The 24,869-nt window shown below is 71.5% G+C and carries 24 protein-coding genes; 17 read left to right on the top strand and 7 right to left on the bottom strand.

The window, feature by feature from the left end; genetic code table 11:
- Nucleotides 1-5: 5 nt before the first annotated feature.
- Nucleotides 6-851, bottom strand: coding sequence for a hypothetical protein (locus ACF1AG_RS15240; protein WP_359603645.1), 846 nt, complete (start codon nt 849-851; stop codon nt 6-8).
- A 243-nt stretch (nt 852-1,094) separates the two neighbouring features.
- Between ACF1AG_RS15240 and proP the strand changes: the two genes are divergently transcribed.
- Nucleotides 1,095-2,624, top strand: coding sequence for a glycine betaine/L-proline transporter ProP (gene proP / locus ACF1AG_RS15235; RefSeq protein ID WP_359603647.1), 1,530 nt, complete (start codon nt 1,095-1,097; stop codon nt 2,622-2,624).
- 227 nt (nt 2,625-2,851) lie between these two features.
- Here the strand turns inward: proP and ACF1AG_RS15230 are convergent, their stop codons facing one another.
- Nucleotides 2,852-3,460: a TOPRIM nucleotidyl transferase/hydrolase domain-containing protein gene (locus ACF1AG_RS15230; protein WP_359603671.1), complete on the bottom strand. Its 609-nt coding sequence runs from the start codon at nt 3,458-3,460 to the stop codon at nt 2,852-2,854.
- A 332-nt stretch (nt 3,461-3,792) separates the two neighbouring features.
- Here ACF1AG_RS15230 and ACF1AG_RS15225 point away from each other — a divergent pair, with 332 nt between their 5' ends.
- The 6 genes from ACF1AG_RS15225 (at nt 3,793) to ACF1AG_RS15200 (ending at nt 6,911) form a co-directional block, all read left to right on the top strand.
- Nucleotides 3,793-4,488: a DJ-1/PfpI family protein gene (locus ACF1AG_RS15225; RefSeq protein WP_359603649.1), complete on the top strand. Its 696-nt coding sequence runs from the start codon at nt 3,793-3,795 to the stop codon at nt 4,486-4,488.
- Nucleotides 4,489-4,532: 44 nt separating this feature from the next.
- On the top strand, nt 4,533-4,877 hold the full coding sequence (locus ACF1AG_RS15220; RefSeq protein WP_391809844.1) for a hypothetical protein: 345 nt from the start codon (nt 4,533-4,535) through the stop codon (nt 4,875-4,877).
- An 82-nt stretch (nt 4,878-4,959) separates the two neighbouring features.
- Nucleotides 4,960-5,124, top strand: coding sequence for a 50S ribosomal protein L33 (gene rpmG / locus ACF1AG_RS15215; RefSeq protein WP_006130960.1), 165 nt, complete (start codon nt 4,960-4,962; stop codon nt 5,122-5,124).
- Nucleotides 5,125-5,217: 93 nt separating this feature from the next.
- The gene (locus tag ACF1AG_RS15210; protein WP_359603655.1) at nt 5,218-5,475 is read left to right on the top strand and encodes a type B 50S ribosomal protein L31; all 258 of its coding nucleotides are present in this window, start codon (nt 5,218-5,220) and stop codon (nt 5,473-5,475) included.
- A 43-nt stretch (nt 5,476-5,518) separates the two neighbouring features.
- Nucleotides 5,519-5,641 carry a type B 50S ribosomal protein L36 gene (gene ykgO, locus ACF1AG_RS15205; RefSeq protein WP_019525784.1) on the top strand — a complete coding sequence of 41 codons (123 nt, stop codon included), beginning with the start codon at nt 5,519-5,521 and terminating at the stop codon, nt 5,639-5,641.
- 205 nt (nt 5,642-5,846) lie between these two features.
- Entirely contained in the window at nt 5,847-6,911 is a 1,065-nt protein-coding gene (locus ACF1AG_RS15200) for an NAD(+)/NADH kinase (protein WP_359603657.1), read from the top strand.
- Between the two features lie 11 nt (nt 6,912-6,922).
- On the opposite strand, the gene ACF1AG_RS15195 is transcribed toward ACF1AG_RS15200, so the two are convergent.
- A complete protein-coding gene (locus ACF1AG_RS15195) occupies nt 6,923-7,345 on the bottom strand; it encodes a DUF6003 family protein (RefSeq protein ID WP_387796351.1) in 423 nt (140 codons plus the stop codon).
- An 807-nt stretch (nt 7,346-8,152) separates the two neighbouring features.
- Here ACF1AG_RS15195 and ACF1AG_RS15190 point away from each other — a divergent pair.
- Both ACF1AG_RS15190 and ACF1AG_RS15185 read left to right on the top strand, forming a co-directional pair.
- Entirely contained in the window at nt 8,153-9,619 is a 1,467-nt protein-coding gene (locus tag ACF1AG_RS15190; RefSeq protein WP_391809843.1) for an MmgE/PrpD family protein, read from the top strand.
- 146 nt (nt 9,620-9,765) lie between these two features.
- Entirely contained in the window at nt 9,766-10,353 is a 588-nt protein-coding gene (locus ACF1AG_RS15185; protein WP_391809842.1) for an isochorismatase family protein, read from the top strand.
- A gap of 398 nt (nt 10,354-10,751) precedes the next feature.
- On the opposite strand, the gene ACF1AG_RS15180 is transcribed toward ACF1AG_RS15185, so the two are convergent.
- Complete coding sequence (locus ACF1AG_RS15180; protein WP_359603665.1) at nt 10,752-11,186, bottom strand: MarR family transcriptional regulator; 435 nt, start codon at nt 11,184-11,186, stop codon at nt 10,752-10,754.
- 108 nt (nt 11,187-11,294) lie between these two features.
- On the opposite strand from ACF1AG_RS15180, the gene ACF1AG_RS15175 reads away from it, so the two are divergent.
- Together ACF1AG_RS15175 and ACF1AG_RS15170 are read left to right on the top strand one after the other, a co-directional pair.
- Nucleotides 11,295-12,209, top strand: a complete 915-nt coding sequence (locus tag ACF1AG_RS15175; RefSeq protein ID WP_387796345.1) for an alpha/beta hydrolase — start codon at nt 11,295-11,297, stop codon at nt 12,207-12,209.
- 365 nt (nt 12,210-12,574) lie between these two features.
- Nucleotides 12,575-14,917 (top strand): M4 family metallopeptidase, encoded by a 2,343-nt coding sequence (locus ACF1AG_RS15170; protein ID WP_391809924.1) that lies wholly within the window; start codon nt 12,575-12,577, stop codon nt 14,915-14,917.
- A gap of 401 nt (nt 14,918-15,318) precedes the next feature.
- Here the strand turns inward: ACF1AG_RS15170 and ACF1AG_RS15165 are convergent, their stop codons facing one another.
- Nucleotides 15,319-16,374, bottom strand: a complete 1,056-nt coding sequence (locus ACF1AG_RS15165) for an NAD(P)-dependent alcohol dehydrogenase (protein ID WP_359602197.1) — start codon at nt 16,372-16,374, stop codon at nt 15,319-15,321.
- Between the two features lie 101 nt (nt 16,375-16,475).
- Between ACF1AG_RS15165 and ACF1AG_RS15160 the strand changes: the two genes are divergently transcribed.
- Entirely contained in the window at nt 16,476-17,318 is an 843-nt protein-coding gene (locus ACF1AG_RS15160; RefSeq protein WP_359602198.1) for a helix-turn-helix transcriptional regulator, read from the top strand.
- Nucleotides 17,319-17,359: 41 nt separating this feature from the next.
- Here the strand turns inward: ACF1AG_RS15160 and ACF1AG_RS15155 are convergent, their stop codons facing one another.
- Nucleotides 17,360-18,112, bottom strand: coding sequence for an IclR family transcriptional regulator (locus tag ACF1AG_RS15155; protein ID WP_359602200.1), 753 nt, complete (start codon nt 18,110-18,112; stop codon nt 17,360-17,362).
- 207 nt (nt 18,113-18,319) lie between these two features.
- Here ACF1AG_RS15155 and ACF1AG_RS15150 point away from each other — a divergent pair, with 207 nt between their 5' ends.
- The gene (locus ACF1AG_RS15150) at nt 18,320-19,723 is read left to right on the top strand and encodes an MFS transporter (RefSeq protein WP_359602202.1); all 1,404 of its coding nucleotides are present in this window, start codon (nt 18,320-18,322) and stop codon (nt 19,721-19,723) included.
- Between the two features lie 12 nt (nt 19,724-19,735).
- Here the strand turns inward: ACF1AG_RS15150 and ACF1AG_RS15145 are convergent, their stop codons facing one another.
- On the bottom strand, nt 19,736-20,425 hold the full coding sequence (locus tag ACF1AG_RS15145) for a GntR family transcriptional regulator (protein ID WP_359602204.1): 690 nt from the start codon (nt 20,423-20,425) through the stop codon (nt 19,736-19,738).
- Nucleotides 20,426-20,523: 98 nt separating this feature from the next.
- On the opposite strand from ACF1AG_RS15145, the gene ACF1AG_RS15140 reads away from it, so the two are divergent.
- The 4 genes from ACF1AG_RS15140 to ACF1AG_RS15125 all read left to right on the top strand — a co-directional run bounded on the left by ACF1AG_RS15140 (nt 20,524) and on the right by ACF1AG_RS15125 (nt 24,801).
- The gene (locus ACF1AG_RS15140; protein ID WP_391809841.1) at nt 20,524-21,993 is read left to right on the top strand and encodes an MmgE/PrpD family protein; all 1,470 of its coding nucleotides are present in this window, start codon (nt 20,524-20,526) and stop codon (nt 21,991-21,993) included.
- A gap of 155 nt (nt 21,994-22,148) precedes the next feature.
- Nucleotides 22,149-23,018, top strand: a complete 870-nt coding sequence (locus ACF1AG_RS15135) for an isocitrate lyase/PEP mutase family protein (protein ID WP_359602208.1) — start codon at nt 22,149-22,151, stop codon at nt 23,016-23,018.
- Nucleotides 23,018-24,274, top strand: a complete 1,257-nt coding sequence (locus ACF1AG_RS15130) for an aconitase/3-isopropylmalate dehydratase large subunit family protein (protein WP_387796333.1) — start codon at nt 23,018-23,020, stop codon at nt 24,272-24,274. The genes ACF1AG_RS15135 and ACF1AG_RS15130 overlap by 1 nt, the downstream gene beginning before the upstream one ends.
- Complete coding sequence (locus ACF1AG_RS15125; RefSeq protein WP_391809840.1) at nt 24,271-24,801, top strand: 3-isopropylmalate dehydratase; 531 nt, start codon at nt 24,271-24,273, stop codon at nt 24,799-24,801. The genes ACF1AG_RS15130 and ACF1AG_RS15125 overlap by 4 nt, the downstream gene beginning before the upstream one ends.
- Nucleotides 24,802-24,869: the final 68 nt, after the last annotated feature.

Here is a 24,869-nt window from a genome sequence, read left to right as displayed (position 1 = left end):
CCCGGTCAGTTGATCCCGCTGGGCGTCGGCGACGGCGTGCGCCCCGCGAGCACTTCCTGCAGCCGCTGCGAGCCCTGCTCCACCGCGGCCGACGTGGTGTCGTGGTCGGCGCCGTCCAGCCCGCCGTTGGTGACCGTGATCGCGTCCGCGCCCATTTGCACGGCGGCGACGTCCAGGCTCAGGGTGACGGGGTCGCCGCTGCTCTCGCCCTTCACCGTCACGGTCAGGCCCTGCCGGTTGTCGCCGACCTGCGGCAGCGACGTCTCGATGACCTGCACCGTGCGCTCCCCGGCGTCGCCGCCGGTCAGCGTGAACTGGTCACAGGTGTCCGGCAGCTCGCTCAGCCACTGCATGGAGTCGTCCAGCTCCGCCTTGTCGTACGCGGCGACCTGGTACAGCAGCCGGGAGTCGCCCTCCTGGAAGCCGGTGACGGCTGACGCCCCCGTGGGCTTGCCCAGCAGGGTCTCGTCGAACAGCGCGTCGACCAGCCGCTGGCAGTCCTGCACATCGCTCTGCCCGTCGACGAACGCGGCCACGTCGACGCTGCCCACCAGCAGCGTGTCCCGCCACTCGCGCGGGTCCCGCACCTGTGTCCAGTCGTCCTCGATGTCCGCCGGAGTGATCAGCGCGTTCCGGGCGCCCTCCTCGCTGAGGTCCGACGGCGACTCCGAGGCGGCCGGCGAGGTCGTCTGCGCGGCGAGTCCCCGCTCCGCGACGGTGGACGAGGCGTCCGACTCGGGCGAGGCGCTGCTGTCCGAGCCGGAACAGGCCGCCGTGGCGAACAGCGTGCCGGCGGCCAGGGCGGCGGCCAGGACGCGGGCCGGCCGGACGAGCGGGCGAGGGGTGGTCACGTGTGCCTCCTGTGGGACGGACGGTTCGCCCGGTGCCGACGCGCACCGGGCACGCTTGCTCCCCCGGCCTCCCACCGCACCACCGCTCGGCCCGGGCGACCAGCGCAGCGGAGGCATACAGGTGAGAGCACAGGGAACACGCGCCCGTGGCCGCGCCCGGAGGCACACCGGTAACCGCGGCCGCGACAACCCCAACGGGCGCCCCTGCCACGGCGCCCGCACGGGAACACTGTTACGTTCCCGATGCACCGTTCTGTCCCGGAAAGGAACGAAGCCACGTCCCCCACCGACAACGGCCCGACTCCGCCCCCCGAGGCGGCCAGGCGCCACCCCGCCCTGTTCCGTGCCATCCGCCGCCGGCAGAACCCGCCGCTACGGCGGTCGGACATCACGGTGACGGACGAGCGAGTGGTGAAGCGCGCGGTGAAGGCCGCCTCGCTCGGCAACGCCATGGAATGGTTCGACTTCGGGATCTACGCCTACCTGGCCGGCACCATCGGCAGGGTCTTCTTCCCCTCCGAGAACGAGACGGTTCAGCTGCTGTCGTCCTTCGCCACCTTCGCGGTGGCTTTCCTGGTGCGCCCGCTGGGCGGAATGGTCTTCGGGCCGATGGGCGACAAGATCGGCCGTAAGAAGGTCCTCGCCCTGACGATGATCCTCATGGCGATCGGCACGGCCGCGATCGGACTGCTGCCGTCGTACGCGACGGTCGGCTTCTGGGCGCCCCTGCTGCTGATCCTCTTCCGGCTGCTCCAGGGCTTCTCCACCGGCGGCGAGTACGGCGGCGCCTCCACCTTCATCGCCGAGTACGCCCCCGACCGGCGGCGCGGCTACTTCGGCAGCTTCCTGGAACTGGGCACACTCGCCGGCTACACCGGCGCTGCCACCCTGGTCGTGGCGCTCACCGCCTGGCTGGGCTCCGACACCATGGACGCCTGGGGCTGGCGCATCCCCTTCCTGGTCGCCGGACCGCTCGGCATCGTCGGCATCTACCTGCGGCTGAAGCTGGACGACACCCCCGCCTACCTCAAGCTGGGAGAGGGCAACGCCCGCGCCTCCGAGGCGGCGAACCAGGTCGAGACCACCGCCCGCGGCGACCTCGGCAAGATCTTCCGGGAGCACTGGCGGCCACTGGTGCTGTGCATCGCCCTGGTCGGCGCGTACAACATCACCGACTACATGCTGCTGTCGTACATGCCGACGTACCTGTCCGACGAACTGCACTACAAGGAGTCGCACGGGCTGCTGATCCTCGTCGCCACCATGGTGGTGCTGATGCTGATCATCAACCAGGTCGGCAAGCTCAACGACCGCTTCGGGCGCAAGCCGCTGCTGATGACCGGCATGCTGGGCTTCCTCGTCCTGTCCGCGCCGGCGTTCGTACTGGTGCAGCAGGGCAGCCTGCTCGCGGTGTCGGCGGGCATGCTGATGCTCGGCCTGTCCCTTGTCTGTCTGCTCGGCACCATGTCGGCCGCGCTGCCCGCCATGTTCCCGACGGCCGTGCGGTACGGCTCGCTGTCCGTCGGCTACAACCTGTCGGCATCGCTGTTCGGCGGCACCACCCCGCTGGTGATCACCGCGCTGATCGGCGCGACCGGCTCCGACATGATGCCCGCGTACTACGCCATGGCTGCAGCCCTGGTCGGTGTGGTCGCCGTGGCCCTCATGAAGGAGACGGCGCAGCAGCCGCTGGAGGGGTCCCCGCCCTCGGTGCAGACGGAGGAGGAGGCCGCGGAGATGGTGCACGCGCAGGCACCGACCCCGAAGTTCTGACGCGGGCGGCCGGCGACGGAAATGAGAGGCGGGTGCAGGGCACCCGCCTCTCACGTGAGTCCGAGCCGGCGCTCACGCGTTTTCGAGCCGGTGCTCACGGGTGTACGAGCCGGTGCTCGCCGCGCACGGTGTCTGTCAGTCTTCCGCCCGGCCGTCGGCCTCGACCTCTCCCAGGTGACGCGGCGGGCCCGGGGCACGCCGCGTCACAGCCGTGTCCGCGCCGGTGTTCAGAGAGCGGCGAGCAGACCGTCCAGGGGCGCGGGCGCCCGCTCCTCACCCAGCGCCTCGACCAGAATCCGGCCGTAGTGGATCTTGCGGCCCTTCTTGGTCCCGAGGAAACGGCGGAGCCGCTGCCCCGGCTCCCTGCCCCGCTGCGCGGGCTGCCGCAGGAAGGTGCGCAGCGGGCGGAAATCCCCCTGCTCCCGCACCAGTTCCGTCACCCGGTCCACGCCGAGGGCGCGGATCAGCTCGTCCTCCAGGTCCGCCGCGCAGACGAAGACGCCGTCACCTCCGGCGCCCGCCCGTTGCCAGGCCCGCGCGTAGTAGCCGACCTCCCCCTCGTCGCACAGCCCTCTCAGACGCAGGCCCAGTCCACGGGGGCCGAGCAGGGCGGAGAAGCGGCCGACGTTCATCGCGCCTCCCATCGGCAGCACGCAGACGCCCTCCGCCGCCAGGTCCCGGCCGTCGCGCGCGGCGAGCGCACCGACCGCGGCGGCGTCACTCAACCCTTCCAGCAGGACGACCGTACGGACGGACAGCCGCCCGGCCAGTTCGCGCGCGGGGTCACCGGACCCGCCCGCCGCCCACGCGGTCACCGCGCCCCGGAAAGCGTTCATGTCGTCGCTCACGCGTCGAGTCTCCGCCGAGAGCGGCGACTTGGGTACTCGTTTTCGACACACGGTGCCGGACACAACTACGCACGTCCCACGGCGCCTGACGCACGGCGCCTGACGCACGGCGCCTGACGCACGGCGCGCCCGACGCGGGCCCGCCGCCGGCAGGGGTGCGAGCACGCACGGCGGTGAGGATGGGCTCACGGGCCTGGCGGGAACCCGTCGGGACCTGGCCCGCACGCCCATGGGAGCCCGCGTGGCAACTCGTTAGCTTCGGTGGTGTCCGCGTCCGACCGGACCTGAGACCGGACGCCCCACCGGAGGTGCACCGCCCTATGCATGCCCAGATCGTTCTGTTCGACGGCTTCGACCCGCTCGACGTCGTCGCGCCCTACGAGGTCCTGTACGCGGGAGGCACCGCGTCCGGAGGGGCGCTCACCGTCGAGCTGGTCTCCGCCGAGGGCCCGCGCGAGGTGGTGAGCGGCACCGGCGCCCTCACCCTGCGCGCCACCGGCACGCTGGACCCCCGGGCCGCCGGCCTGATCGTGGTCCCGGGCGCCTCGGGCCGGGTCGGCGAACCCGGCGAGGTGCCCGACGTAGACGCGGGAGAGGGGGAGGGGGAGTGGCGGCAGGACGAGTTCGTCCCCGTCCTCCTGGGCCGCGCCCTCACCACCCGGCTGCCCGCGCTGCTGAAGGAGGCGTTGGACGACCCGACGGTGACCGTGGCCACGGTGTGCGGCGGTTCGCTGGTGCCCGCCATGGCCGGCCTGCTGGAGGGCCGGCACGCCACGACCCACCATCTGGGCCTCGACATGCTCGACGCGACCGGCGTCCACGCGGTGCGCGCCCGCGTCGTCGACGACGGCGACCTGGTCAGCGGCGCCGGCGTCACCTCCGGTCTCGACCTGGGCCTCCACCTGCTCGAACGGGAACTGGGCCCACGCATCGCGCACGCCGTCGAGACCCTCTTCGCCCACGAGCGCCGCGGCACGGTCTGGCGCGCCACGGGCCCCGCCCCGGTGGCGCTGTGACACGCCCCGCATCCGTCCGCCCTCACCACGGGAGCCGCTCGCACATGACCGCCCACACCGACCGGACCGCCACCCTCGAAGGCGTCTGGGACCTGACCGTCGCCACCCCCGTCGGCCGTATCAAGGCCGTCGTCGAGTTCCGGCGGCGGGACGGCTCCCTCACCGGCGTGGCATCCGGCGCGGGCGAGGACGTACCGCTGCGGGACATCGCCGTCGACGGCCCCCGCGTCACCTGGAAGCAGTCGGTCACCAAGCCCCTGTGCCTGAACCTCGCCTTCGCCGTCGACGTCCACGGAGACACCATGGGGGGCACCTCGCGGGCCGGCCGTCTGCCCGCCTCGAAGGTCACCGGGACGCGCCGGACGACACCCGCGCGCACGGCGGAATAGCGGGCCGGGGGCCGCTGTTACACCTGCTGCCTGACATGCGCGAGTCATTCGACTCGGGCGGTGACGGCGGAAGGAGCACCTCATGGCACGCAGCACGGCACGCCCGGTCGTCAAGCTGAAGTCCACGGCCGGCACCGGCGTCACCTACGTGACGCGCAAGAACCGTCTCAACGACCCCGACCGGCTCGTCCTGCGCAAGTACGACGCGGTCGCCGGACAGCACGTCCTCTTCCGCGAGGAGCGCTGACGCGGCGGCGCCGATGCGCCGAGCACGCGTGATTTCGTCGGCACACCCCGTCTCCGCCGCTCCCGGCGGCGGAGACCGCGAGAAGGGACACCCATGAGGCACGGCATCCACCCCGTCTCCCGTCCGGTCGTCTTCCGTGACCGTGCGGCAGGGTTCCGGTTCCTGACCCGCTCGACCCTCGACTCCGACAGGACGGTCGAGTGGGAGGACGGCACGACGTATCCGGTCGTCGACGTGGAGATCTCGTCGGCGAGCCACCCGTTCTACACCGGCACGGCACGCGTCCTCGACACCGCGGGACGCGTGGAGCGGTTCGAGCGGCGCTACGGCGCTTCTCCCGCCCGCCGCTGACCGGGACCCGGCCCCACCAGGGCTTTTCCACCAGGAGTACGTGATGAAGGTACGCAAGTCCCTGCGATCGTTGAAGTCCAGGCCCGGCGCGCAGGTGGTGCGCCGCCGGGGCGTGACTTTCGTGATCAACAAGAAGGACCCGCGCTTCAAGGCCCGCCAGGGCTGACCGAGGCCAGACCTGGGCCGACGGGCCGCAGGCACCACGACGTCCGGACGGCCCGGCACCGCATCGCGCTGTGCCGGGCCGTCGGCGTGTCCCCGCACGACGGCCGTCCGGCCGTGCGGGCTCCCTGCCGCGCGGCCAGGATGGGAGGGACACCGCGGGCGGGTGATGCCGCCCCTGCGGCGCGCACGGCAGCCGGGAGGCGGACATGACGGTGAAGCGGGTCGGCATGGTGGTGCACGGCGGACATCCCGAGGCGGTGGCGGCCGCCGGCAAGGTCCGCGAGTGGTCCATGGAGCACGGCATCGCCTGCACGGACATCGACGTGTGGGACGACGGCGACCGGCGCAGCGCCCGCGAGGAGGTGGCCGCCGCGGGCGACCCCGATCTGGTGGTCACCCTCGGCGGCGACGGCACGTTCCTGCGCGGCGCCCGGCTCGCCGCCGCCGCGGACGCCCTGGTTCTCGGCGTCGACCTCGGCCGGGTGGGATTCCTGACCGAGGTGCCCATGACCGACGTGCGCTCCGCACTGGACGCGGTGCACGAGGGCCGTCTCGACGTCGAGGAGCGGATGCTGCTGACCATGCGCGCCTCGCGCCGCCTGGAGATCCCCGCGGACATCGAGGCGCTCATCCGCTACGGACGCGGCCCGCTGCTGCCGCCGACCAGCGTGCGCCCCGACTGCGACTCGGGCGGCGAGTGGGGCGTCCCGCTGGACGTGGCCGCCCTCAACGACGTGGTCCTGGAGAAGCTCGCCCGGGACCGGCAGATCTCCGTCGGCGTCTACATCTCCGGCCGGCTGCTCGCCTCGTACTCCGCCGACGCCCTGCTGGTCGCGACCCCGACCGGCTCGACGGCGTACAGCTTCGCGGCCGGCGGGTCGGTCGTGTCACCGCGCGCGGAGGTACTGGTGTTCACGCCGGTCGCGCCGCACATGACGTTCAACCGCTCGGTCGTGGCCGCGCCCGACGAACCCGTCGGACTGCGCATCCTGGAGAGGTCCGGGCGGGCGGCCGTCAGCGTCGACGGCCAGGTCCGCGGCGTCATCGGCCCGGGCGACTGGATCGGCGTGTACGCGTCCCCGCGCAAGCTGCGCGCCGTGCGCCTCGGCCCGATGGACTTCTACGGCCGGCTGCGTGAGCGCATGAACCTGACCGACGCGCCCGCCGCGGTCGCCGACGGCACGCCGGCACCGCTGTGGCCGGTGAGCAGCCCTCCGCCCCGCGACCTGGCCCACCTCGCCATGCCGCACAGCCCGGTTGGGCAGCCCTGACGTCCCGCGTGTCAGTGGACGAGGGCCTTGACGGCGGTCAGGTCCTCGCCGGTCAGTTCGGCGATCCGGTGCGCCGGCACCCCGGCAGCCACGGCACGGGCGAGCAGGGCCTCGCGGCCCTCGGCGCAGGAGCGGTAGGCGAGCAGCTCCTCCTCCATCCGTGCGACGTCGTACGGGGCGTTGAGCTGCCGTACGCGCATGAGCTCCTCGTCGCCCAGCGGGACGGGCAGCCGTTCGGCGCCCTCCGGTACGGCGGATGTCTCCTCCGGCGGCAACAGCCGCAGCCCCGGCGACGTCACGGTGACGCCCTGCGCCTCCAGCCACGCCCGCACGGCCGGCGTGTCCAGGAACGCCGCGTCCTCCACGGCGGCGAGCGGCACCCCCAGCGACACGGCGGGGTCGTCGAACAGCACCAGATAGGCGTCGTCGGTCATGGTCGGTACCTCCTGCAAGGGCGTGTGGTCCCACTCCGGTGGACCTCCCTCTACCCCTGATCGGGCCGTCCACGACAAGGTGTCACCCCCGTGACACGAGCCCGCGCGGACGGGCAACGCACACGCGGCTGCTGTTCCGTACGGAGCGCCCGGCGCCCCGGGCTGCGCGGGGACGTACCGGTTCTGCCGGCCCGTCAGGACGTGCAGGACGTGAAGGCCGGCATGCCGTTGTCGCAGCTCGCCCCGTCGCCGGCTGCCACCCGGACCCGGACCGAGTGGCACGAAGCGCGCACCACCTCAGCCGCAAGCACCCGGAGCCGGGGGCTCCAGGGAGCGCCGCCGGCTGTGGAACGGCTGCTCACCACGGTGCGTCGGGGAGTACCGTCCTACAATTCAAGCCTGGAGTCGCCGCGAGGGGAGACACTCGTGAAGACGGCCGAAGGGCACAGGTGCCCGCACACATGTGGTGTCCCGGGTGACCGCCGCGGGCGCCGCCATCACCCGCCGCCCGACCTCACTCGCTGACCCGAACCAGTGGTCACCGTGCAGCCACTGACGTACGCCGGTGGAACAGCGGCTCCTCCGGGCCGCACCCGATCCTCCCGAAGGCACGTGCTGCGGGCCCTGCGGGATTGCGGTGACCGCGTCGTGGTGTCCGAACCGGACCTGCCGAATGCGTCGACGGCTTCACCCGCCGGCGGTTCCTCGACGGGCTCTGCCCCCGCAGCCCATGAGGCATGCCGACGTGGTCAGCGCCTGCGAGGCCGGCCCGCACGCCCCCCTCGACACACCGAAAGCCGAGGCAGCATGAGTTCCCCAGACCGCACCACCATCCCCGCCCCCGAGCCCACCGGCGCCCCGGCCACCGATCCCGGCGGGCCGACCGGCATGCTGGCCACCTGGCTGGCCGGCACCACCCTGGAGGACATCCCGGCCGCGGTGCGTGAGCGCGCCAAACACCTCCTGCTCGACGGCGTCGCCTGCGCACTCGTCGGTGCCCGGCTACCCGTCTCGCGCGTCGGCGTCCAAGGCGTCACGGCTCTGGACGACGCCGGAGACGCCGTGATCATCGGCTGGGGAGGCCGGACGACCAGCGCTCCGTCGGCGGCGATGATCAACTCCAGTTTCATCCAGGGGTTCGAACTCGACGACTATCACCCCGTCGCACCGCTGCACAGCAACTCCCTCATCCTGCCCGCGCTGCTCGCCGCGGTGACCCGCATCGGCAAGGTTCCCGGCACCCGGTTCCTGCTCGGCGCGCTTCTCGGGTACGAGACCGGGCCGCGGGTCGGGCTGGCCCTGCACGGCGGGGAGATGCTGTCACGCGGCTGGCACTCGGGGCCCGTGTTCGGCACTCACGCGGCGGCCGCGGCGGCCGGCACCCTGTACCGTCTCGACGCCGCGGGCTTCGAGGACGCCCTCGGGATCGCCGGCACCCAGTCCGGCGGGCTGATGGCCGCGCAGTTCGAGTCCATGGTCAAGCGGATGCAGCACGGCTTCGCCGCCCGCAACGGCCTGACCGCCGCGGCGCTCGCCGCATCCGGGTACGTCGGCATCAAGCGCGTCTTCGAGCGCGAGTACGGCGGCTTCCTCTCCACCTTCGGCGAAGGACACAGCCCCGACCCGGACCAGATCGCCGGGACGCTCGGCAGCACCTGGGAGACCGAGCGCATCGCCGTCAAGGCGTACGCGGCCATGGGCGGTCTGCACGCCGCGATCGACGCGGCCCTCGAACTGCGCCATGGACTGCCGGCCCCGGCCGAGGACATCGAGCACATCCGCGTCGACGTGTCCGAAGCCGCGTACCACCACGGCGGATGGCAGGCCGCTCGCCCCCTGGAGCCCATCGGCGCCCAGATGAACCTCGCCTACGCCGCGGCCACCGCGCTCATCGACGGCGCCGCTCTCCTCGACCAGTTCACCGCCGAGCGGATCAATCGCGACGACGTCTGGCGCCTGATCGAACGAACCGAGGTCCGCCACGACCCCGCCTTCGACCGGCTCGCGCGCGACGAGCGGCTGACCACCCGGCTCACGCTCACCCTCAAGGACGGCAGTGTCCGCACCATCGAGGTGGCCCACCCGCGCGGCACGGGCGACCGCCACCTGAGCAACACCGACATCGCGACGAAGTACCGCGACCTGACGCATGCGCTCGTCACCCCGGAGCGGCAGGCCGCGATCGAGCAGGCCGTGCTCGGTATCGACCACCTCGAGGACATCACCGAACTGACAGACCTGCTGACTCCCGAGGTGCGTCCCGCTCTCGGCTGACACACCACCGCGACCCGGCCGGCGGCCGGCCGTCGCGGCACGTGCCGCCGGAGCGCGGCGGCCCGTGCCGGACCCGTTCCCCGCACGCCGGTGACACCCCGCACCGGCCCCCACGCCCTCGCCTACGTACCAGAAGGGTTTTCACCATGCCCGTCACCGCACTCGACCCCACGACCGCCCTGGTCGTCATCGACCTCCAGAACGGTGTCCTGGCGGCGCCAGGCACTCCGCACGCCTCCTCCGACGTACTGGAGCGGACCGTCGCACTGGCGGACGCCTTCCGCGGCAAAGGTCTGCCCGTGGTGCTGGTGCGGGTCACGGCCGCGCCCGACGGTTCGGACCGTCCGCCGGGGCGCACGGATGCCGCGCCGCACGTCCGGAGCCCGTCGGCGGGCTGGGACGAGGTGTCCGACACGCTGGCCGGTCACCCGGAGGACATCACCGTCACCAAGCGCAACTGGGGTGCCTTCTACGGCACCGACCTGGACCTGCAGCTGCGGCGGCGGCACGTCACGCAGATCGTGCTGACCGGAGCCGCCACGAGTATCGGAGTGGAGTCGACGGCCCGCGCCGCCCATGAGCATGGTTACCACGTCACGGTCGTCACGGACGCGGTGACGGACGTGGACGCGGACGCCCACCGCAACAGCGTGGTGAAGATCTTCCCCCGCCTGGGCGAGACGGGAACCACGGCGGAGGTCCTCGAACTGCTCGGCAGGACCGCCGCCGCATGACCGACCTGTTGTGGCTGGAGGGAGGCCCGACCCGGGTGGTGGCGTGACGCCCCTGGCCCTGCGGTCCACACGCCCTGCCGCCCCCGCGACTCGCGCCCGTTCGCTTCTCGGGTGCGCGGCGGCACGGCCTTCCGTTCCACGGGGACGGCGTCGGGGCAGACGTCCCTTGCTCCTACGGGCCGCGTCCGCTCTCGCTGCCTCGGCCTGACGGAGGGCGTCCGGGAGGCCCGGCTCCACGAGCCCCTCCGAGCCGACGATGTGTCGCTCGGCGTCACCGTCGAGCAGAGCGACGGCGGCGTCACGCAGACATCGGCCGGGCCTCCGGGCTGAAGTGGCCGTCCAGGTGCCGGAGCCCGCGCGACGTGCCGGGGTCCGGCCGCTGAAGCTCACGACCTCTGTCAAGAAGGCGAAGGGACGATCGCGGGCAGGTCGAGCATCGCTGCGAGGATGCGCTGCAGTTCGACGCGGTCCTGGGGGGTGACCCTCGCCAGCCTGCGGTCGTACTCCGCCGCGAGGGCCGCAAGCGCTCGATCGCGCGCCTCCGTGCCCTCGTCGGTCAGAACGAGCCGGTGACGCCGCAGGTCCGCCTCGTCGATCTCGCGGCGGATGAAGCCCTTGGTGACGAGGTTACGGACGTAGACCGTCACGCTCGCCTTGGGCAGCAGCAGGGCGGTCGCGATCTCGGCCGGGTACGGCGACGCCTCCACCTCGGCCAGGACGAAGAATTCCTTCGTCTCCAGCCCGAGCTCGGCCAGTTCCTCCGTGCAGGCATCCATCACGACTGCCAGCAGCCGCTGATTCAGCGTCCACAGCTGCGCCCCGTCGACCGTCATACGGCCCTCCGCTCCATGTGGTACGGTTTCGTACTAGTTCCAGATCGTACAAGATGCACTCTCGTACTGGATCCTTATGGAACAATCATCTCACGAAGGAAGCCGGCCATGCTCCAGCACCTCACCATCCCGCGCGGCCCCGTCGACCTCGCCGCGGACCTGCACCTGCCGGACGGCGGCGAAGGCGGCGCACCGCTGCCCGCCGTGGTGCTCTCCACCCCGGGCAGCAGTGTGAAGGAGCAGATCGGCGCCAACTACGCCTCCCGGCTCGCTGCCCGCGGTATCGCGGCGCTCGTCCTCGACCCGGCCCACCAGGGCCGGAGCGGGGGTGAACCTCGTGACCTCGAAGACCCTTACCGGCGAGGCGAGGACATCTCCTACGCCATCGACGGACTCACCTCGGTTGCCGGCGTCGACCCGCATCGCATCGGCGTGCTCGGCATCTGTGCCGGTGGGGGCTATGCCGTGCACACCGCCCGCACCGACCACCGCATCAAAGCGGTCGGCACGGTCGTCCCCGTCAACATCGGCGCCGCGTTCCGCGCCTTCTCCCCCGACGGTCCGGCCGCAGCACTCGACGGCCTCGCCGACGCACGTACCGAAGAGGTCCGTTCGGGCGGGATGAGCCGCGTGAACTGGCTGCCCGACACCCTGGAGGACGCCACGGCGGCCGGGCTGACCGACATCGACACCGTGCAGGCCGTCACCTACTACCGCACCGAGCGCGGCGGCAGCGAACACTCCACGAACCGGCGCCTCTTGCGCAGCGACCCCCTCCTGCTGGGCTACGACGCCTTCCACCTGGCCGATCAGCTCATGACCCAGCCCCTCCAGGTCGTCCTCGCCGGACGCATCGGCAATACCGGCTCCTACGACATGGGCATGCAGCTGTGGAAGACGGCCCCCAACCCTGTCGACCTCATGGTGATCGACGGCGCCGGCCACTACGAGATGTACGACGAACCCGCACATGTCGACGCTGCCGTCGAACGGCTCGCCGGCTTCTTTGCGAACCACCTGTAAGGCGCCCGACCGGGCACGGTCCGTCTCGTCGCTGACGCCGTGCACGTCGTACGGGCTCGATGTCCGAAAGCGCCCTGGGGCCGACCGGCGTGCCTGGCCGCGACTCGCCCTCGTCGGCGGCGCGCGCGGTCAGGAGCTTCGTCACAACACTCGAAATCAATCAAAGTCAATCAGGAATGACCAAGTAAAGATCTGATCATGATCCAACAGGGCCCTTCGCGACGGCTGTTCCGCCTGTAACGATCACTCCGCTGCAACCCGCACCCGGAGGCATCACAGCCTCCATCACCCGCATCGGCGGCCGTCACCATCCGTGGACAGCCGAACAGAAGGACCCGGAATTGAATCCCTCCAGCAACAGGGCGGTGTCCCCACAGGGCTCACGCCGCCCCGGACGCCGTCTGGTCGCAACCGCGGTGATCACCGCCGCGGCCGTGGCGGTCTCCGCGCTCCCCGCCTCGGCCGGAACCGCCTCCCCTGACGGCGCATCGGGGAACGCACGGTCGGTGGGAGCGCTCCCTCAGATCGACGCGACGGCCCGGCCGGGAGCCGGGGCTGTCCCTCTGCCGCCCGCCCGACGACGTGAGTTGCTCGACCGGGCCGCCGACGCGGCGCCCGACACGGCCCGTGCGCTGAAGCTCGGCAGTCACGAAACACTGATTCCCAAGAGCGTCGTCGAAGACGCCGACGGGACGGTGCACACCCACTACGACCGCGCCTACGCCGGACTTCCGGTACTCGGCGGTGACCTGGTGGTCCATCAGCGGGGCGAGTCCCGGACCGTCACCTACGCCGCCCAGGGCAAGCTGACCCTGGGCACGACCACGGCCGAGGTGCCGGCGGCCACGGCGAGGAAGTCGGCCCTGAGCAACGCCTCGGCCGAGGGCACCCGCAAGGCGGACGCGCACGACGCCCCCCGCCGGGTCGTCTGGATGATGGACGGCCGCCCCAGGCTGGCCTGGGAGACGGTCGTCACCGGCGTGCAGCAGGACGGCTCACCCAGCGAGCGCCACGTCGTGACGGACGCCGCGAGCGGCACCGTCCTGGAGAACGCCGAACATGTGAAGTCCGCTCAGGGCAACAGCCTCTACAGCGGCCGCGTCACGATCGGCTCCACCCCTCAGGCCGACGGCACCTACGCTCTGATCGACCCCGATCGCGGTGGCCACCGGACGCTCGACTCGAGCGTCGACTCACGGGGGGTCCTGTTCACCGACGACGACGACGTCTGGGGCGACGGAACACCGTCCGACCTCCAGACCGCGGCGGTGGACGCGGCGTACGGCGCGCGGATGACGTGGGACTTCTTCAAGGACCGCTTCGGCCGCAACGGCATAGCCGACGACGGTCGCGGCAGCACCTCCCGGGTGCACTACGAGCAGTCGCGAGGGGTGCCTCTGGCCAACGCCAACTGGCAGGACGGCTGCTTCTGCATGAGCTACGGCGACGGTGCGGACGGGCAGCACCCGGTGACGTCCCTGGACATCGCCGCCCACGAGATGACGCACGGAGTCACCTCCGCCACGGCCGGGCTGGGCAACTTCGGTGAATCGCCGGGCCTCAACGAGGCGATCAGCGACATGATGGCCGCCGCCGTCGAGTTCTACGCCGACAACCCCCACGACGTGCCCGACTACATGATGGCCGAGCTGGACGACCTGCACGGCGACGGCAAGCCCATCCGCTACATGGACCGCCCCTCGAAGGCCGGCGTCAGCGCCGTCGGCTACGAGCCCATGGACTACTGGACGCCGGAAGCCAGGCGGAAAGAACCGCACATGGTGGCCGGGATAGGTGACCACTTCTTCTACCTGCTCGCCGAGGGCAGTGGGCGGAAGACCATCAACGGTGTGGACTACGACAGCCCCACCTACGACAAGCTGCCCGTCGCGGGCATCGGACAGAGCAACGCCGCCGAGGTGGTGTACCGCGCCCTCACGGTCTACATGACGAGCACCACCGACTACGCGGGCGCCCGCACCGCGACGCTCCAGGCCGCGGCCGACCTGTACGGCTCGCAGAGCGACGCCTACGAGGCCGTCGCCAACGCCTGGGCGGGTGTCAACGTCGGCAACCGCTACGTCAACCACATCGCCGCGGATCCGCTGCCGACCGAACCGGTGGCCACCGGCCAGCCGGTCAGCCGCCGCATCAGGGCGACCAGCACGCGCCCGGGCCCGCTCACCTACTCCGCCAGGAAGCTTCCCCAGGGCCTGTCGATCGACCGCACCACCGGCCTCATCACCGGTACGCCCCGCAAGGCCGGTGACTTCTCCTCGTCCGTCGTCGTCACGAACGCGGCCGGGGACACCCGGACGTTCTCCTTCACCTGGACCACTCTCGAGTCCGGAGGTCACTTCTTCGTCAACCCCACCACGTATGTCATCCCCCAGTGGGGGGTGGCCGAGTCCCCGCTGGTCTACAAGGGGAAGCCGGGCAAGGCGCCGGGCGACCTCAAGGTCACGGTCGACCTCGACCACGAGTTCAGCAACGCCATGGTGATCGACCTGATCGCCCCGGACGGCACCGTCATCCCGGTCAAACCCTGGGGACCCTATGTCTTCACGCCCGAACTGCACGAGACGTACACGGTCGACGCCTCCGCCGTCATGACGGCCGGTACCTGGACGCTTCGGGTCACCGACGCCACACCGGGGCTGTACGACCTGGACCCGGGGCATCTCCAGCGCTGGAGCCTGACGTTCTGAGTCACCGGACAGTGCCCCGTCGTGCAGACCCAGGATCGCGGAGCACTCCGCCGAAGCCCGTCGGCTCCGGCGGAGGCCGTCGGCGGCAGGCCGCGCCTCGGGTGGATCGCGGGGAACGCGTGTGACCGCGGCCGGCAGCGCCCATGGGCGCTGCCGGCCGCGGACCGCTCGCCTGCGTCACCGGCGCCCGGCACCGGGACCGGACCGGACGCGGGTGTCAGCGGGTGCTGAGTAAAGCTTCTTCGATGATCTTCGTGACCGCGCCCGGGACGGCTCGCTCGTTCCTCGGCGGTACCGAGGCGGGGGGACGAAGGCCCGCTGGAAGACCACTCCGGAACCCGCACTTATGGCGGCGGGCGTGCTCTGACGCCGGGCCCGTACCGTGGCGAGGTCGTGACGTCTCAGCCGACTTCGATCACGATCTTGCCGAACAGTCCGCCGGACGTCTGAGCCGTGTACGCGGCTGGGGCGTCGTGGAAGCCGATCCGACGGTCGATCACCGGGTGGATGTCGTGGGTCTCCACGTACCGCACAAGATCGCGGTGCATGGCCTCGCTGCCGACCGCGACGCCGCGGATGCGAGCCTGTTTGCCGAGCAGGGCATACCCGTCCAGCGGGCCCCCGGCCGCATCGAACAGGCCGAGGGTGGCGATCTCACCTCCCGGCGCGAGGGCGGCCAGTGCCTGGGGCAAAATGGACACGCCGACGCTGTCGACCACCTTGTCCACGCCTCCGGACAGCGCGAAGACCGCGTCGCCCCAGTTCTGTCCGGCCTCGCTGTCGACGTAACCGGCAGCGCCAAGGCGAACGAGGGCCTCACCTGCGGCGTTGTTCCGCACCATCGCGTACACCTGGGCGCCGGCAGCGCGGGCGAGTTGCAGGGCGGAGAGCGCTACGCCGCCGCTGCCGATGATCAGTACGGTGCTGTCAGCGGTGACCGGGTGGTCTCCGAAGAGGGCGTTCCAGGCGGTCAGGGCCGCCACGGGCAGGGTGGCAGCCTCGGCGTGGTCGAGGTTGGCGGGTGCGCGCATGACCCGGCGGGCCGGAAGGACGACGTACTCGGCGAGCACTCCGCTCTCGTGCAACGCGCCCAGTCCCAGACCCATGGCGGCCGGCGGGCGACCGTCGCTCCAGTCGAGCACATGCAGGTCGGTCACCCGGTCGCCGACGCTCCAGCCCGTGACCTGCGGACCGACGGCGTCTATCTCACCTGCGACGTCCGACAACGGAACGAGATCCTGCCCCGGCAGCCGGCCGAAAGGTCCTTTGAGGATCAGCTGGTCGCGGTAGTTCATCGAGACGGCCCGGACGCGGACGCGGACCTCGCCGGGGCCCGGTACGGGAACGGGTGTTTCGTCCAGGACGAGGTCGGCGGCGTCGGTCGCGTCCGCCGGCAGTGTCCAGCGGTTCATCAACGGTGTCGAGGCTGTGCTGCGGCTGGTGTGAAGGGAAGTCATGGATCCCTTTCTACGGAGGTCGCGGGCACTGGGCGAGGTCGGGACGAACCTGGTTACGGCAGGACCAGTCAGGGGTGTCCACAGGCCGCTACGCTGGAGGAATGTCACGCGACCGCGCCGCGCTCGGAGCGTTCCTGCGCTCCCGCCGGGATCGTCTCACGCCGTCCCGGGCCGGCATCGAGCCCTTCCCAGGAGCGCGGCGGGTGCCGGGACTGCGCAGGGACGAACTGGCCGTAGCGGCGGGCGTGAGCCCGGACTACTACAGCCGGCTCGAACAGGGACGCCAGGCCAACATCTCCGCCGAAGTGCTCGACGCCCTGGCCCGGGCGCTGCGTCTGGACGAGGTCGAGCGGGCTCACCTCCATGACCTGGCCTCGCCCACGACCCCGCACCGGCCGACCGCCCCGGGAACGGTCCAGCGCCCCGATCCCGGGCTGCTGCGGCTGATGCACACCCTCCAGCACGTCCCGGTGCTGTTGCTCGGTCATCGCGGCGAGGTTCTGGCCCGCAACGCCTTGCTCCCACAGATCCTGGGGAGCCCGCTGGATCCAGGCGCATCATTCGTCCGCTACATGTTCCAGGAGCCCGTCGCCCGCGAGCGGATCGTCAACTGGTGCGACTTCGCCTCAGCCACCGTCGCCACCATGCGCCGTGAGATCGCCCGCCGTCCGCACGACCGGCGCCTCACCGCCCTGGTGGACGAGCTGCGTGCCACCGACCGGGACGTCGCCCGCTGGTGGGACGATCACGGGGTCCGTGACTACGCGTCGGTGAGCAAACGTGTCCAGCACCCCGTCGCCGGGCCGTTGTCCTTCGACATCGAGATCGTCGGCGCGCCCCACGAACCGGATCAGCGCCTTGTCGTCTACACGGCCGAGCCCGATTCTCCGACCGCCCGCGTCCTGCCGATCCTGGCCAGCTGGAACGTCGTTCCCCATCGCTGACATGCCCGGCGGACGCCGCCGACGGTCTTCCACAGCACCTGCTAGACGCGCGCCGGGGAGGCGCTGACGAGAACGAGCGGGCGGCAGCGTTCGGCGAGTGTGGCGGAGAAGGCGACAGCACGCTCGGCGGTCCACCGGTCGGCGGGACCGGAAACGGCCGCCGACGCGACGGGGTGGCCATCCGGGCTCAGGACCGGGACCGCGATCCCGCGCAGGCCCGGATGGTTCGCTCCGGTGGACAGGGCGAACCCCTGGCTCCGGATCGTCGCGAGACCGTCAAGCGTCTCCTGCGCGGTGTCACTCCGGTCCGCACGGGAGAGTACGGCGGTGATCTCGTCAGGTGGCAGATGGGCCAGGATGGCCCGCCCGCTCGCGCCGCGGTGCAGGGGGGTGGTTGAGCCGAGCCGGGCGGCCCGGCGCAGTTCGTAGTCGCTTTCCGCGCCGAGGACGAGGACCGCTTCGTCCCCGGCCCGCACGTGCAGGGTGGCGGTCTCCCCGGACAGGTCGGCCAGCTCGCGTAGGACCGGACGGGCGGCCGCATACAGGTCGGCCCGCGGCATCACCGCTGCCGACAGAGCCGTCAGCGCGCTGCCGATCGTGTAACCGCCCAAGTCGTGATGCGTCAGGTACGACTCCTCCTGCAGGACGCGCACCAGGCGGTAGGCGGTGGACTTGGTGAGGCCGGCGGAGCCGGCGAGATCAGGCAGGCTCACCGGCACGCCGGAGGCGGCCACCGCCTCCAGCAGGCGCAGCGCGCGGCGGGCGGTGTCCCCGCCCTCGGTTCGTCCTGCCACGACCATCACCCTGTTCCGATTGATAGGCCACTGCCGTCAATATGTGGAACCTTACGAGCAGTGATGAGCCGCGACAAGAGGTGTGTGACGGCCCCTGTTCAGGTTCAGCGGGTTCCGCTCCCTGTCTTGACGTTCATCCGCCCCACTGTCAGTCTCGCCCTCCCAACCTGAGAGTCAGGTTTCAGATAATGGAACTGGGCGATGCTCATGTCTGAAATTTCCACAGCCGCCGGCGCACCGCCCGGTGCTCGTCCTTCCGGCCGGCTGGAGGCCGAAGTCGCTGCCCGGCTCGATGCGCTGCCCGTCGGCCGCTGGCACCGGCGCGTCCTTGTCGTGGTGGGCCTGGGCTCCTTCTTCAACTTCTTCGAAGTGGCCCTGGGCAGTCTGCTCATTCCGCTGCTGCCCGAGGGCTGGGCGGCGACCAGTGCCGACAAGTCGCTGCTGATCGGCGCGACCTTCGTGGGCGAACTCTTCGGAGCTCTGCTGCTGTCCGGGCTCGCCGACCGGTACGGCCGGCGCCGCATGTTCCAGATCAACCTGATCAGTTACGCGGTGCTGTCGGTGGCCGCGGCCTGCGCCCCGGACGCGGCGTCCCTGATCGTGCTACGGGTGCTGCTCGGCGTCGGCCTGGGGGCCGAACTAGCTCTGGTGGACACCTACTTGACGGAGATGATGCCCGCGGCACGGCGTGGCCGGATGCTGGCCTCTGCATACGCCTTCGGGATGCTCGCCGTCCCCGTGGCGGGAGTGCTGGCCGCAGGGCTGCCGTCTTCGGTTGCCGGAGTGGACGCCTGGCGGTGGCTGATGGCGCTCGCCGGGGCGGGAGCGGTCAGCGTGTGGCTGCTGCGCCGCCGGCTGCCCGAGTCCCCGCGCTGGCTGGCCCTGCACCGTCCCGATCAAGCCCTCGAGGCTGTCGCCCGGATCGAGTCGGGCGCGACCCGCGGTCGGACGGACACCGTGCCGGACCGTCTCGACACCGCTCCGGTCGCGCGCCCCGCCCCCGGTCCGCCCCAGGACGCCCTGCGCCTGTGGGGTCCGGCGCTGCGGCACCGCACCGCCTTGTTGTGCGTGATGGAGTCCCTGGGTCCGATCGGGTTCTACGGTTTCTCCTCCATCGCCCCGCTCGTCCTGCTGCACAAGGGTTTCACCGTTGTCGAGTCGCTGTCGTACACGGCGCTCACCGCCCTCGGCTACCCGCTGGGATGTGTCCTGCTGATGTGGGTGGCCGAGCGGATCCAGCGCAGGACTCTCGTGGTGACGACGTCACTGCTGGTGGCCGTGGCCGGAACGGTCTTCGGGCTGGCCACCAGCGTGTGGGTGATCGTGCCCGCGGGGCTGCTGACGTCGCTGGCCGGAGTCGTCAACGCGACCGTCTCGCGGTCGTACGGTGCGGAACTGATGCCCACCCAGGTCCGCAACCTCGCGCTGGGGCGCACCTACTCCCTGTCCCGGCTGGTGGCGGCGGTGCTGCCGTTCTGCACGCTGCCGGTCCTCGACGCGCTCGGTCCGGGGTTGCTGTTCCTGGGCTGTGCGGTGCTGATCGCCCTGATGAGCGTCATCGTGGCGCGGCTCGGGCCGAAGACCAACGCCGCACCGCTGGAGGGGATTTGAACCGTGCCGGCTTCAGTCGTGCTCGGACGGTGCGAGCAGGCGGTGGAAGTCGGCCTGCCCGCCTGCCCGGTGCGCGGCCAGCAGGCGCAGCGCGCGCGGCACGTCGTGTCGCTCGAAGGCGTTCACGATGCTCTCGTGCTCGTCGAGGACGGCCCGCGCCCGCTCGTGCTCGCCGGCCGCGGCCGCCCGCCGGTAGGACAGGGCGCGGTGCGGTTCGAGGGCTTCCCACAACTGGGTGACGAAGCGGAGCAGCCACTCGTTGTCGCAGCGGTCGAGCAGGGCGAAGTGGAAGCGCCGGTTGGCGGTGATCACGGCCAGGACGTCACCCGCGTCGACGGCGGCGGACTGTTCGGTCAGAGCGGCGCGCATCGCGGCGACGTCCTGTTCGCGCAGCCGGGCCGCGGCGCACTGCTCGGCCTCGGCCTCCAGCAGCTCACGGACCCGGAAGAGCCCTTGGACGCCGGCCGGGCTGAGCTCGGTGACGGTGTACCCGCGCTGCGGCACGTAGGTGACGATGCCCTCGCCCGCGAGCGTCTTGAGTGCCTCGCGCACCGGGATGACGCTGAGCCCGAGCTGCTCCGCGGCCGCGCTCTGCCGGATCGGGGCGCCGGGTGCGAGGTCGCCGCGCACGATCGCGTCGCGCAGCTCGACGAGGGCCGCGGCCTCGGCGGTACGGGGGAGAGAGGTTCGTCTCAGTGCCACTCGGGCATTCTATGCGAGAAGTAGATGTTATAAATTGTAATGAGTGCCGCTGAGGCGGCTTCTCCTACCGCTATCGCGCAACAATGGAGGTGAGAGCGGTGTCCACGTCCGCACCGACATCGACGGCCGCTGGAAAGACCGCCGTCCCGCACCGGCCCACCGACCCCGGCGGGCCCACGGGCCGGCTGGCCGAATGGCTGGCCGCCACCAACCTGGACGACATTCCGGCGCCCACACGTGAGCGCGGCGCCCACCTCATCCTCGACGGCTTGGCCTGCGCCCTCATCGGCGCCCGACTGCCCTGGTCCCGCACCGCCGTCGAGGGCGTCCTGGCCATGGAGGACGGCGGGAGCACCCCGGTGATCGGCTGGGGGCGCAACACCGGCGGCCCGGCCGCCGCCGTCCTGAACGGCACGTTCATCCAGGGCTTCGAACTGGATGACTACTACCCGCGCGCCCCGCTGCACAGCGCCTCGCTGGTGCTGCCCGCCCTGCTGTCCACGGCCGCGGCACGCGACGGCGTGCGCGGGGCGGACTTCCTGCGCGCCGCCCTGCTCGGATTCGAGACCGGACCACGCGTCGGGCTCGCCCTGCACGGCCCGCAGATGCTCTCGCGCGGCTGGCACTCCGGCTCCGTCTTCGGCACGCACGCCGCGGCTGCCGCCTGTGGCGCGCTGCGCGGCCTGGACGCCGCCGGTTTCGAGGACGCCCTGGGGCTGGCCGCCACCCAGTCCGCCGGACTGATGGCCGCCCAGTACGAAGCGATGTCCAAGCGGATGCACCACGGTCTGGCCGCTCGCAACGGTTTCTACGCCGCAGGGCTGGCGCAGGCCGGATACACCGGCATCAAGCGGGTCTTCGAGCGGCCCTACGGCGGCTTCCTCTCCACCTTCGGCGAGGGCCACGACCCGGACGCGTCCCAGATCACCAAGGACCTGGGCGCCACCTGGCACACCGAGGCCATCACCGTGAAGATCCACGCGGCGATGGGCGGACTGCATCCGGCCATCGACGCCGCCCTCGCCCTGAGGGCCGGGCACGGGCTCACCGCCGGCGACATCGCGTCCGTCCGCATCCAGGTGCCCGACGCGATCTACCACCACGGCTGGTGGCAGCCCGAGCGCCCGCTGACCACCATCGGCGCACAGATGAACATCGGCTACGCGGTCGCCGTGGCCCTGCTCGACGGGCAGGTGAGCCCCGCACAGTTCCACGACGCGCGCATCGACTCCGACGACGTCTGGCAGTTGATCGAGCGTACCGAGGTGTTGCTGGACGACGCCCCCCAGGACCCCGGCTGGGCCGACCCCGGCTACAACACCCGCGTGACCCTCACCCTGCGGGACGGTGAACAGCTCACACGTGCGCTCCACCAGCCGCACGGCGGCCCCGACGACCCGCTGAGCAACGCAGAGATCCGCGGCAAGTACCGGTCCCTGACCGCCCAGGTCATCGACACCGCGCGTGCTGCCGAGATCGAGCGACTGGTCCTCGACCTGGAGAACACCGAGCGGATCGACGACCTCGTCGACCTGCTCGCCGCTCCCGTCCGCGGCGCCCTCGACTAGAGCCCTCCGTTCGCATCGCCCCGGCGTCGCGGGTCCTGGCACGCACTCCCACTGCCCTGAACGGGCGTGGGGCCGCCCTCAGCCGGCCTGATCCGGACGGAAGGCCCCAGATCCCGACGCGCCCCGTCACCCTCACGCGAAGAAACGACAACGCCATGCCCTCCACCCCAGGCGCCCGCCTGCGCACCCTGATCGGCCAACACCAACTCACCGTGGCCCCCGGCGTGTTCGACGGCCTGAGCGCCTCCCTCGTCGCCCGCACCGGATTCAACGCCGCCTACCTGACCGGTGCCGGCGTCGCGGTCGCCGGATTCGGCCTGCCCGACATCGGACTGCTCACCCAGAGCGAGATGACCGACCGCGCACACGTCGTTGTGGACGCACTCGGTGACCTGCCGCTGATCGCCGACGCCGACACCGGATACGGCGCACCGATGAACGTGGTGCGCACCGTGCGCGCCTACGAACGCGCCGGTGTCGCCGCCATCCAGCTCGAGGACCAGGCCTTCCCCAAGAAGTGCGGCCACCTGCCCGCCAAGGAGCTCATCTCCGCCGACGCCTTCACGGACAAGCTGGACGCCGCCCTGCAGGCCCGCACGGATGCGCTGATCGTGGCCCGGACCGATGCCCGCGGCCCGCTCGGCATCGAAGCGGCCGTCGAGCGCGCCCACCGCTATGCAGCCGCCGGCGCGGACGTCGTCTTCGTCGAGGCCCCCGAGTCCGTCGACGAGATCGAGAGGATCGCCGCATCCGTCGAGGCGCCCCTGCTGATCAACATGGTCCAGGACGGGCTCACCCCCGACACCGCACCGGAGCGGCTCGCCGCCCTGGGCTACCGGATCGCCATCCACCCCGGCGCGCTGCTCGCGCCGTACGTCCAGCACGGCCTGCGGGCCCTGGCCCGCCTCGGCGGCACCGCACCCGAGGCCGCCGCCGGCCCGGAGGGCCTGTTCGAACTCGTCGGCCTGCGCGAGTGGTCCGCGATCGGCGAGCGCTACCGCGACAACGCCAAGGAGGTCTCCTGATGGCCATGACCATGATCGAGAAGATCCTCGCCCGCAAGGCCGGGGTCGAGGTGGTACGGCCCGGGCAGACAGTGGTCTGCGACGTCGACATGACAGTCATGATCGACCTGCAGTTCGCCACCAGCTGGATCCAGCCCCTGAAGATCGACGACCCGGAGAGGGTCGCGGTCGTCATGGACCACGCGGTGCCCGCGCCGAACGTCCATGACGCGATCGGCGGCACCCACGCCCGCGCCTTCGCCCGGGACTTCGGTATCGAGAAGTTCTACGACGTGGGCCGGCACGGCATCTGCCATCAGGTGATCGCCGAGAACGGGCTCGCCCGACCGGGCGAGATCCTGGCCTGCACCGACTCCCACACCTGCGCGGCCGGCGCCTACAACACCGCCGCCCGGGGCCTGGGTCCGGCCGAGGTGTACTCCATCCTGTGCACCGGCAGGACCTGGTTCCAGGCCGCGCCGACCATCCGCTACGAGTTCACCGGAACCAAGCCGGACGCCGTGTCCGGCAAGGACATCTTCCTGTACATCGCCGGCACGTACGGGGACGCCACCAACCACAACCTGGAGTACGGCGGCCCCGGGCTCGGCTCGGTGCCGATGAACGACCGGCGCACCATCGCCACCCAGGGCGCCGAGATCTCCGCCGACTTCTCCACCTTCCCCATCGACGACCTGGCCCGTGCCTTCCTCGCCGACCACGGCGCCCCGCCCGACAGCTACGCCGCGGCCGACGCCGACCCGGACGCCGCCTACGCGGCCGTGCGTACCGTCGACCTGTCCGCCCTCGAGCCGTACGTCGCCCGCCCCGGCACCGTCAGCGACAACGCGCTGCCGATATCGGCGATCGAGAAGCGGCCGGTCAACCAGTGTTTCATCGGCTCCTGCGCCAACGGTCAGCTCGAGGACCTGCGCATCGCCGCGGAGACCGTCCGCGGACGCCAGGTCGCCCCCGGCGTACGCCTGTTGGTCACCCCGGCGTCCCAGCAGGTCTACAAGGACGCGCTGCGCGCCGGATACATCCAGGACCTCGCCGACGCCGGAGCCGTGGTCACCAACTCCACCTGCGGTGCGTGCTTCGGCTACCACATGGGGCTGCTCGCCCCCGGCGAAGTCTGCCTGACCTCCTCCACCCGCAACTTCACCGGCCGGATGGGCAGCCCCGACGCGGAGATCTACATGGCCTCCCCGGCCACCGTCGCCGCCTCAGCACTCACCGGCCACGTCACCGACCCCCGAGGAGAGCTGAACCGATGAACACCCGGCTCACCGGCAGGGTCTGGGTCGTCGGCGACTCCGTCACCACCGACGCCATGTACCCCGCCTTCGCCATGAAACTGCCTGTTCCCGAGGCCGCGCGGCACATCTTCTACGAACTGCGCCCCGGCTGGACCGGCCAGGTCGCCCCCGGCGACATCGTCGTCGCGGGCCGCAACTTCGGGCTCGGCTCCTCGCGCCCCGTCGCCGCGCTCTTCCGCGAACTGGGCGTCGCAGCGCTGGTGGCCGAGGAGTTCAACTCCCTCTTCCTGCGCAACTGCATCAACCACGGACTTCCCGCCCTGACGGTCCCCGGGGTGACCTCGGCCTTCACGGACGGCGAGACGATGTGCCTGGACTTCGCCGAAGGGTGGGCCGAGAACCCGGAGCGGGGCCTGCGCCTGCCCGGGAGCGCCCTGCCGCCGCTCGTCCTCGACATCCTCACAGCCGGCGGCATCCTGCCCAAGCTCGCCCGCGAGGGCTACCTCCCGGTCTCCGCCGAGGCAATCCCCCTGAACCGTCGGTGAGGGCCCGGAAAGACGCTGGAGCCCCGCCATCACCCGACGGGGTCCCGGCCGTGAACCGACGGGCCGAC

The sequence above is a fragment of the Streptomyces sp. NPDC014764 genome, from assembly GCF_043082785.1.
GTDB lineage: Bacteria > Actinomycetota > Actinomycetes > Streptomycetales > Streptomycetaceae > Streptomyces > Streptomyces althioticus.
The sequence above is the reverse complement of the archived record's forward strand: the minus strand, read 5'-3'. Positions and strand labels throughout refer to the sequence as shown.

Coding starts and splice junctions, on each gene's coding strand:
- proP (WP_359603647.1), top strand. CDS start 1,095: ATGCACCGTTCTGTCCCGGAAAGGAACGAAGCCACGTCCCCCACCGAC.
- ACF1AG_RS15230 (WP_359603671.1), bottom strand. CDS start 3,460: ATGAACGCTTTCCGGGGCGCGGTGACCGCGTGGGCGGCGGGCGGGTCC.
- ACF1AG_RS15225 (WP_359603649.1), top strand. CDS start 3,793: ATGCATGCCCAGATCGTTCTGTTCGACGGCTTCGACCCGCTCGACGTC.
- ACF1AG_RS15220 (WP_391809844.1), top strand. CDS start 4,533: ATGACCGCCCACACCGACCGGACCGCCACCCTCGAAGGCGTCTGGGAC.
- rpmG (WP_006130960.1), top strand. CDS start 4,960: ATGGCACGCAGCACGGCACGCCCGGTCGTCAAGCTGAAGTCCACGGCC.
- ACF1AG_RS15210 (WP_359603655.1), top strand. CDS start 5,218: ATGAGGCACGGCATCCACCCCGTCTCCCGTCCGGTCGTCTTCCGTGAC.
- ykgO (WP_019525784.1), top strand. CDS start 5,519: ATGAAGGTACGCAAGTCCCTGCGATCGTTGAAGTCCAGGCCCGGCGCG.
- ACF1AG_RS15200 (WP_359603657.1), top strand. CDS start 5,847: ATGACGGTGAAGCGGGTCGGCATGGTGGTGCACGGCGGACATCCCGAG.
- ACF1AG_RS15195 (WP_387796351.1), bottom strand. CDS start 7,345: ATGACCGACGACGCCTATCTGGTGCTGTTCGACGACCCCGCCGTGTCG.
- ACF1AG_RS15190 (WP_391809843.1), top strand. CDS start 8,153: ATGAGTTCCCCAGACCGCACCACCATCCCCGCCCCCGAGCCCACCGGC.
- ACF1AG_RS15185 (WP_391809842.1), top strand. CDS start 9,766: ATGCCCGTCACCGCACTCGACCCCACGACCGCCCTGGTCGTCATCGAC.
- ACF1AG_RS15180 (WP_359603665.1), bottom strand. CDS start 11,186: ATGACGGTCGACGGGGCGCAGCTGTGGACGCTGAATCAGCGGCTGCTG.
- ACF1AG_RS15175 (WP_387796345.1), top strand. CDS start 11,295: ATGCTCCAGCACCTCACCATCCCGCGCGGCCCCGTCGACCTCGCCGCG.
- ACF1AG_RS15165 (WP_359602197.1), bottom strand. CDS start 16,374: ATGACTTCCCTTCACACCAGCCGCAGCACAGCCTCGACACCGTTGATG.
- ACF1AG_RS15160 (WP_359602198.1), top strand. CDS start 16,476: ATGTCACGCGACCGCGCCGCGCTCGGAGCGTTCCTGCGCTCCCGCCGG.
- ACF1AG_RS15150 (WP_359602202.1), top strand. CDS start 18,320: ATGTCTGAAATTTCCACAGCCGCCGGCGCACCGCCCGGTGCTCGTCCT.
- ACF1AG_RS15135 (WP_359602208.1), top strand. CDS start 22,149: ATGCCCTCCACCCCAGGCGCCCGCCTGCGCACCCTGATCGGCCAACAC.
- ACF1AG_RS15130 (WP_387796333.1), top strand. CDS start 23,018: ATGGCCATGACCATGATCGAGAAGATCCTCGCCCGCAAGGCCGGGGTC.
- ACF1AG_RS15125 (WP_391809840.1), top strand. CDS start 24,271: ATGAACACCCGGCTCACCGGCAGGGTCTGGGTCGTCGGCGACTCCGTC.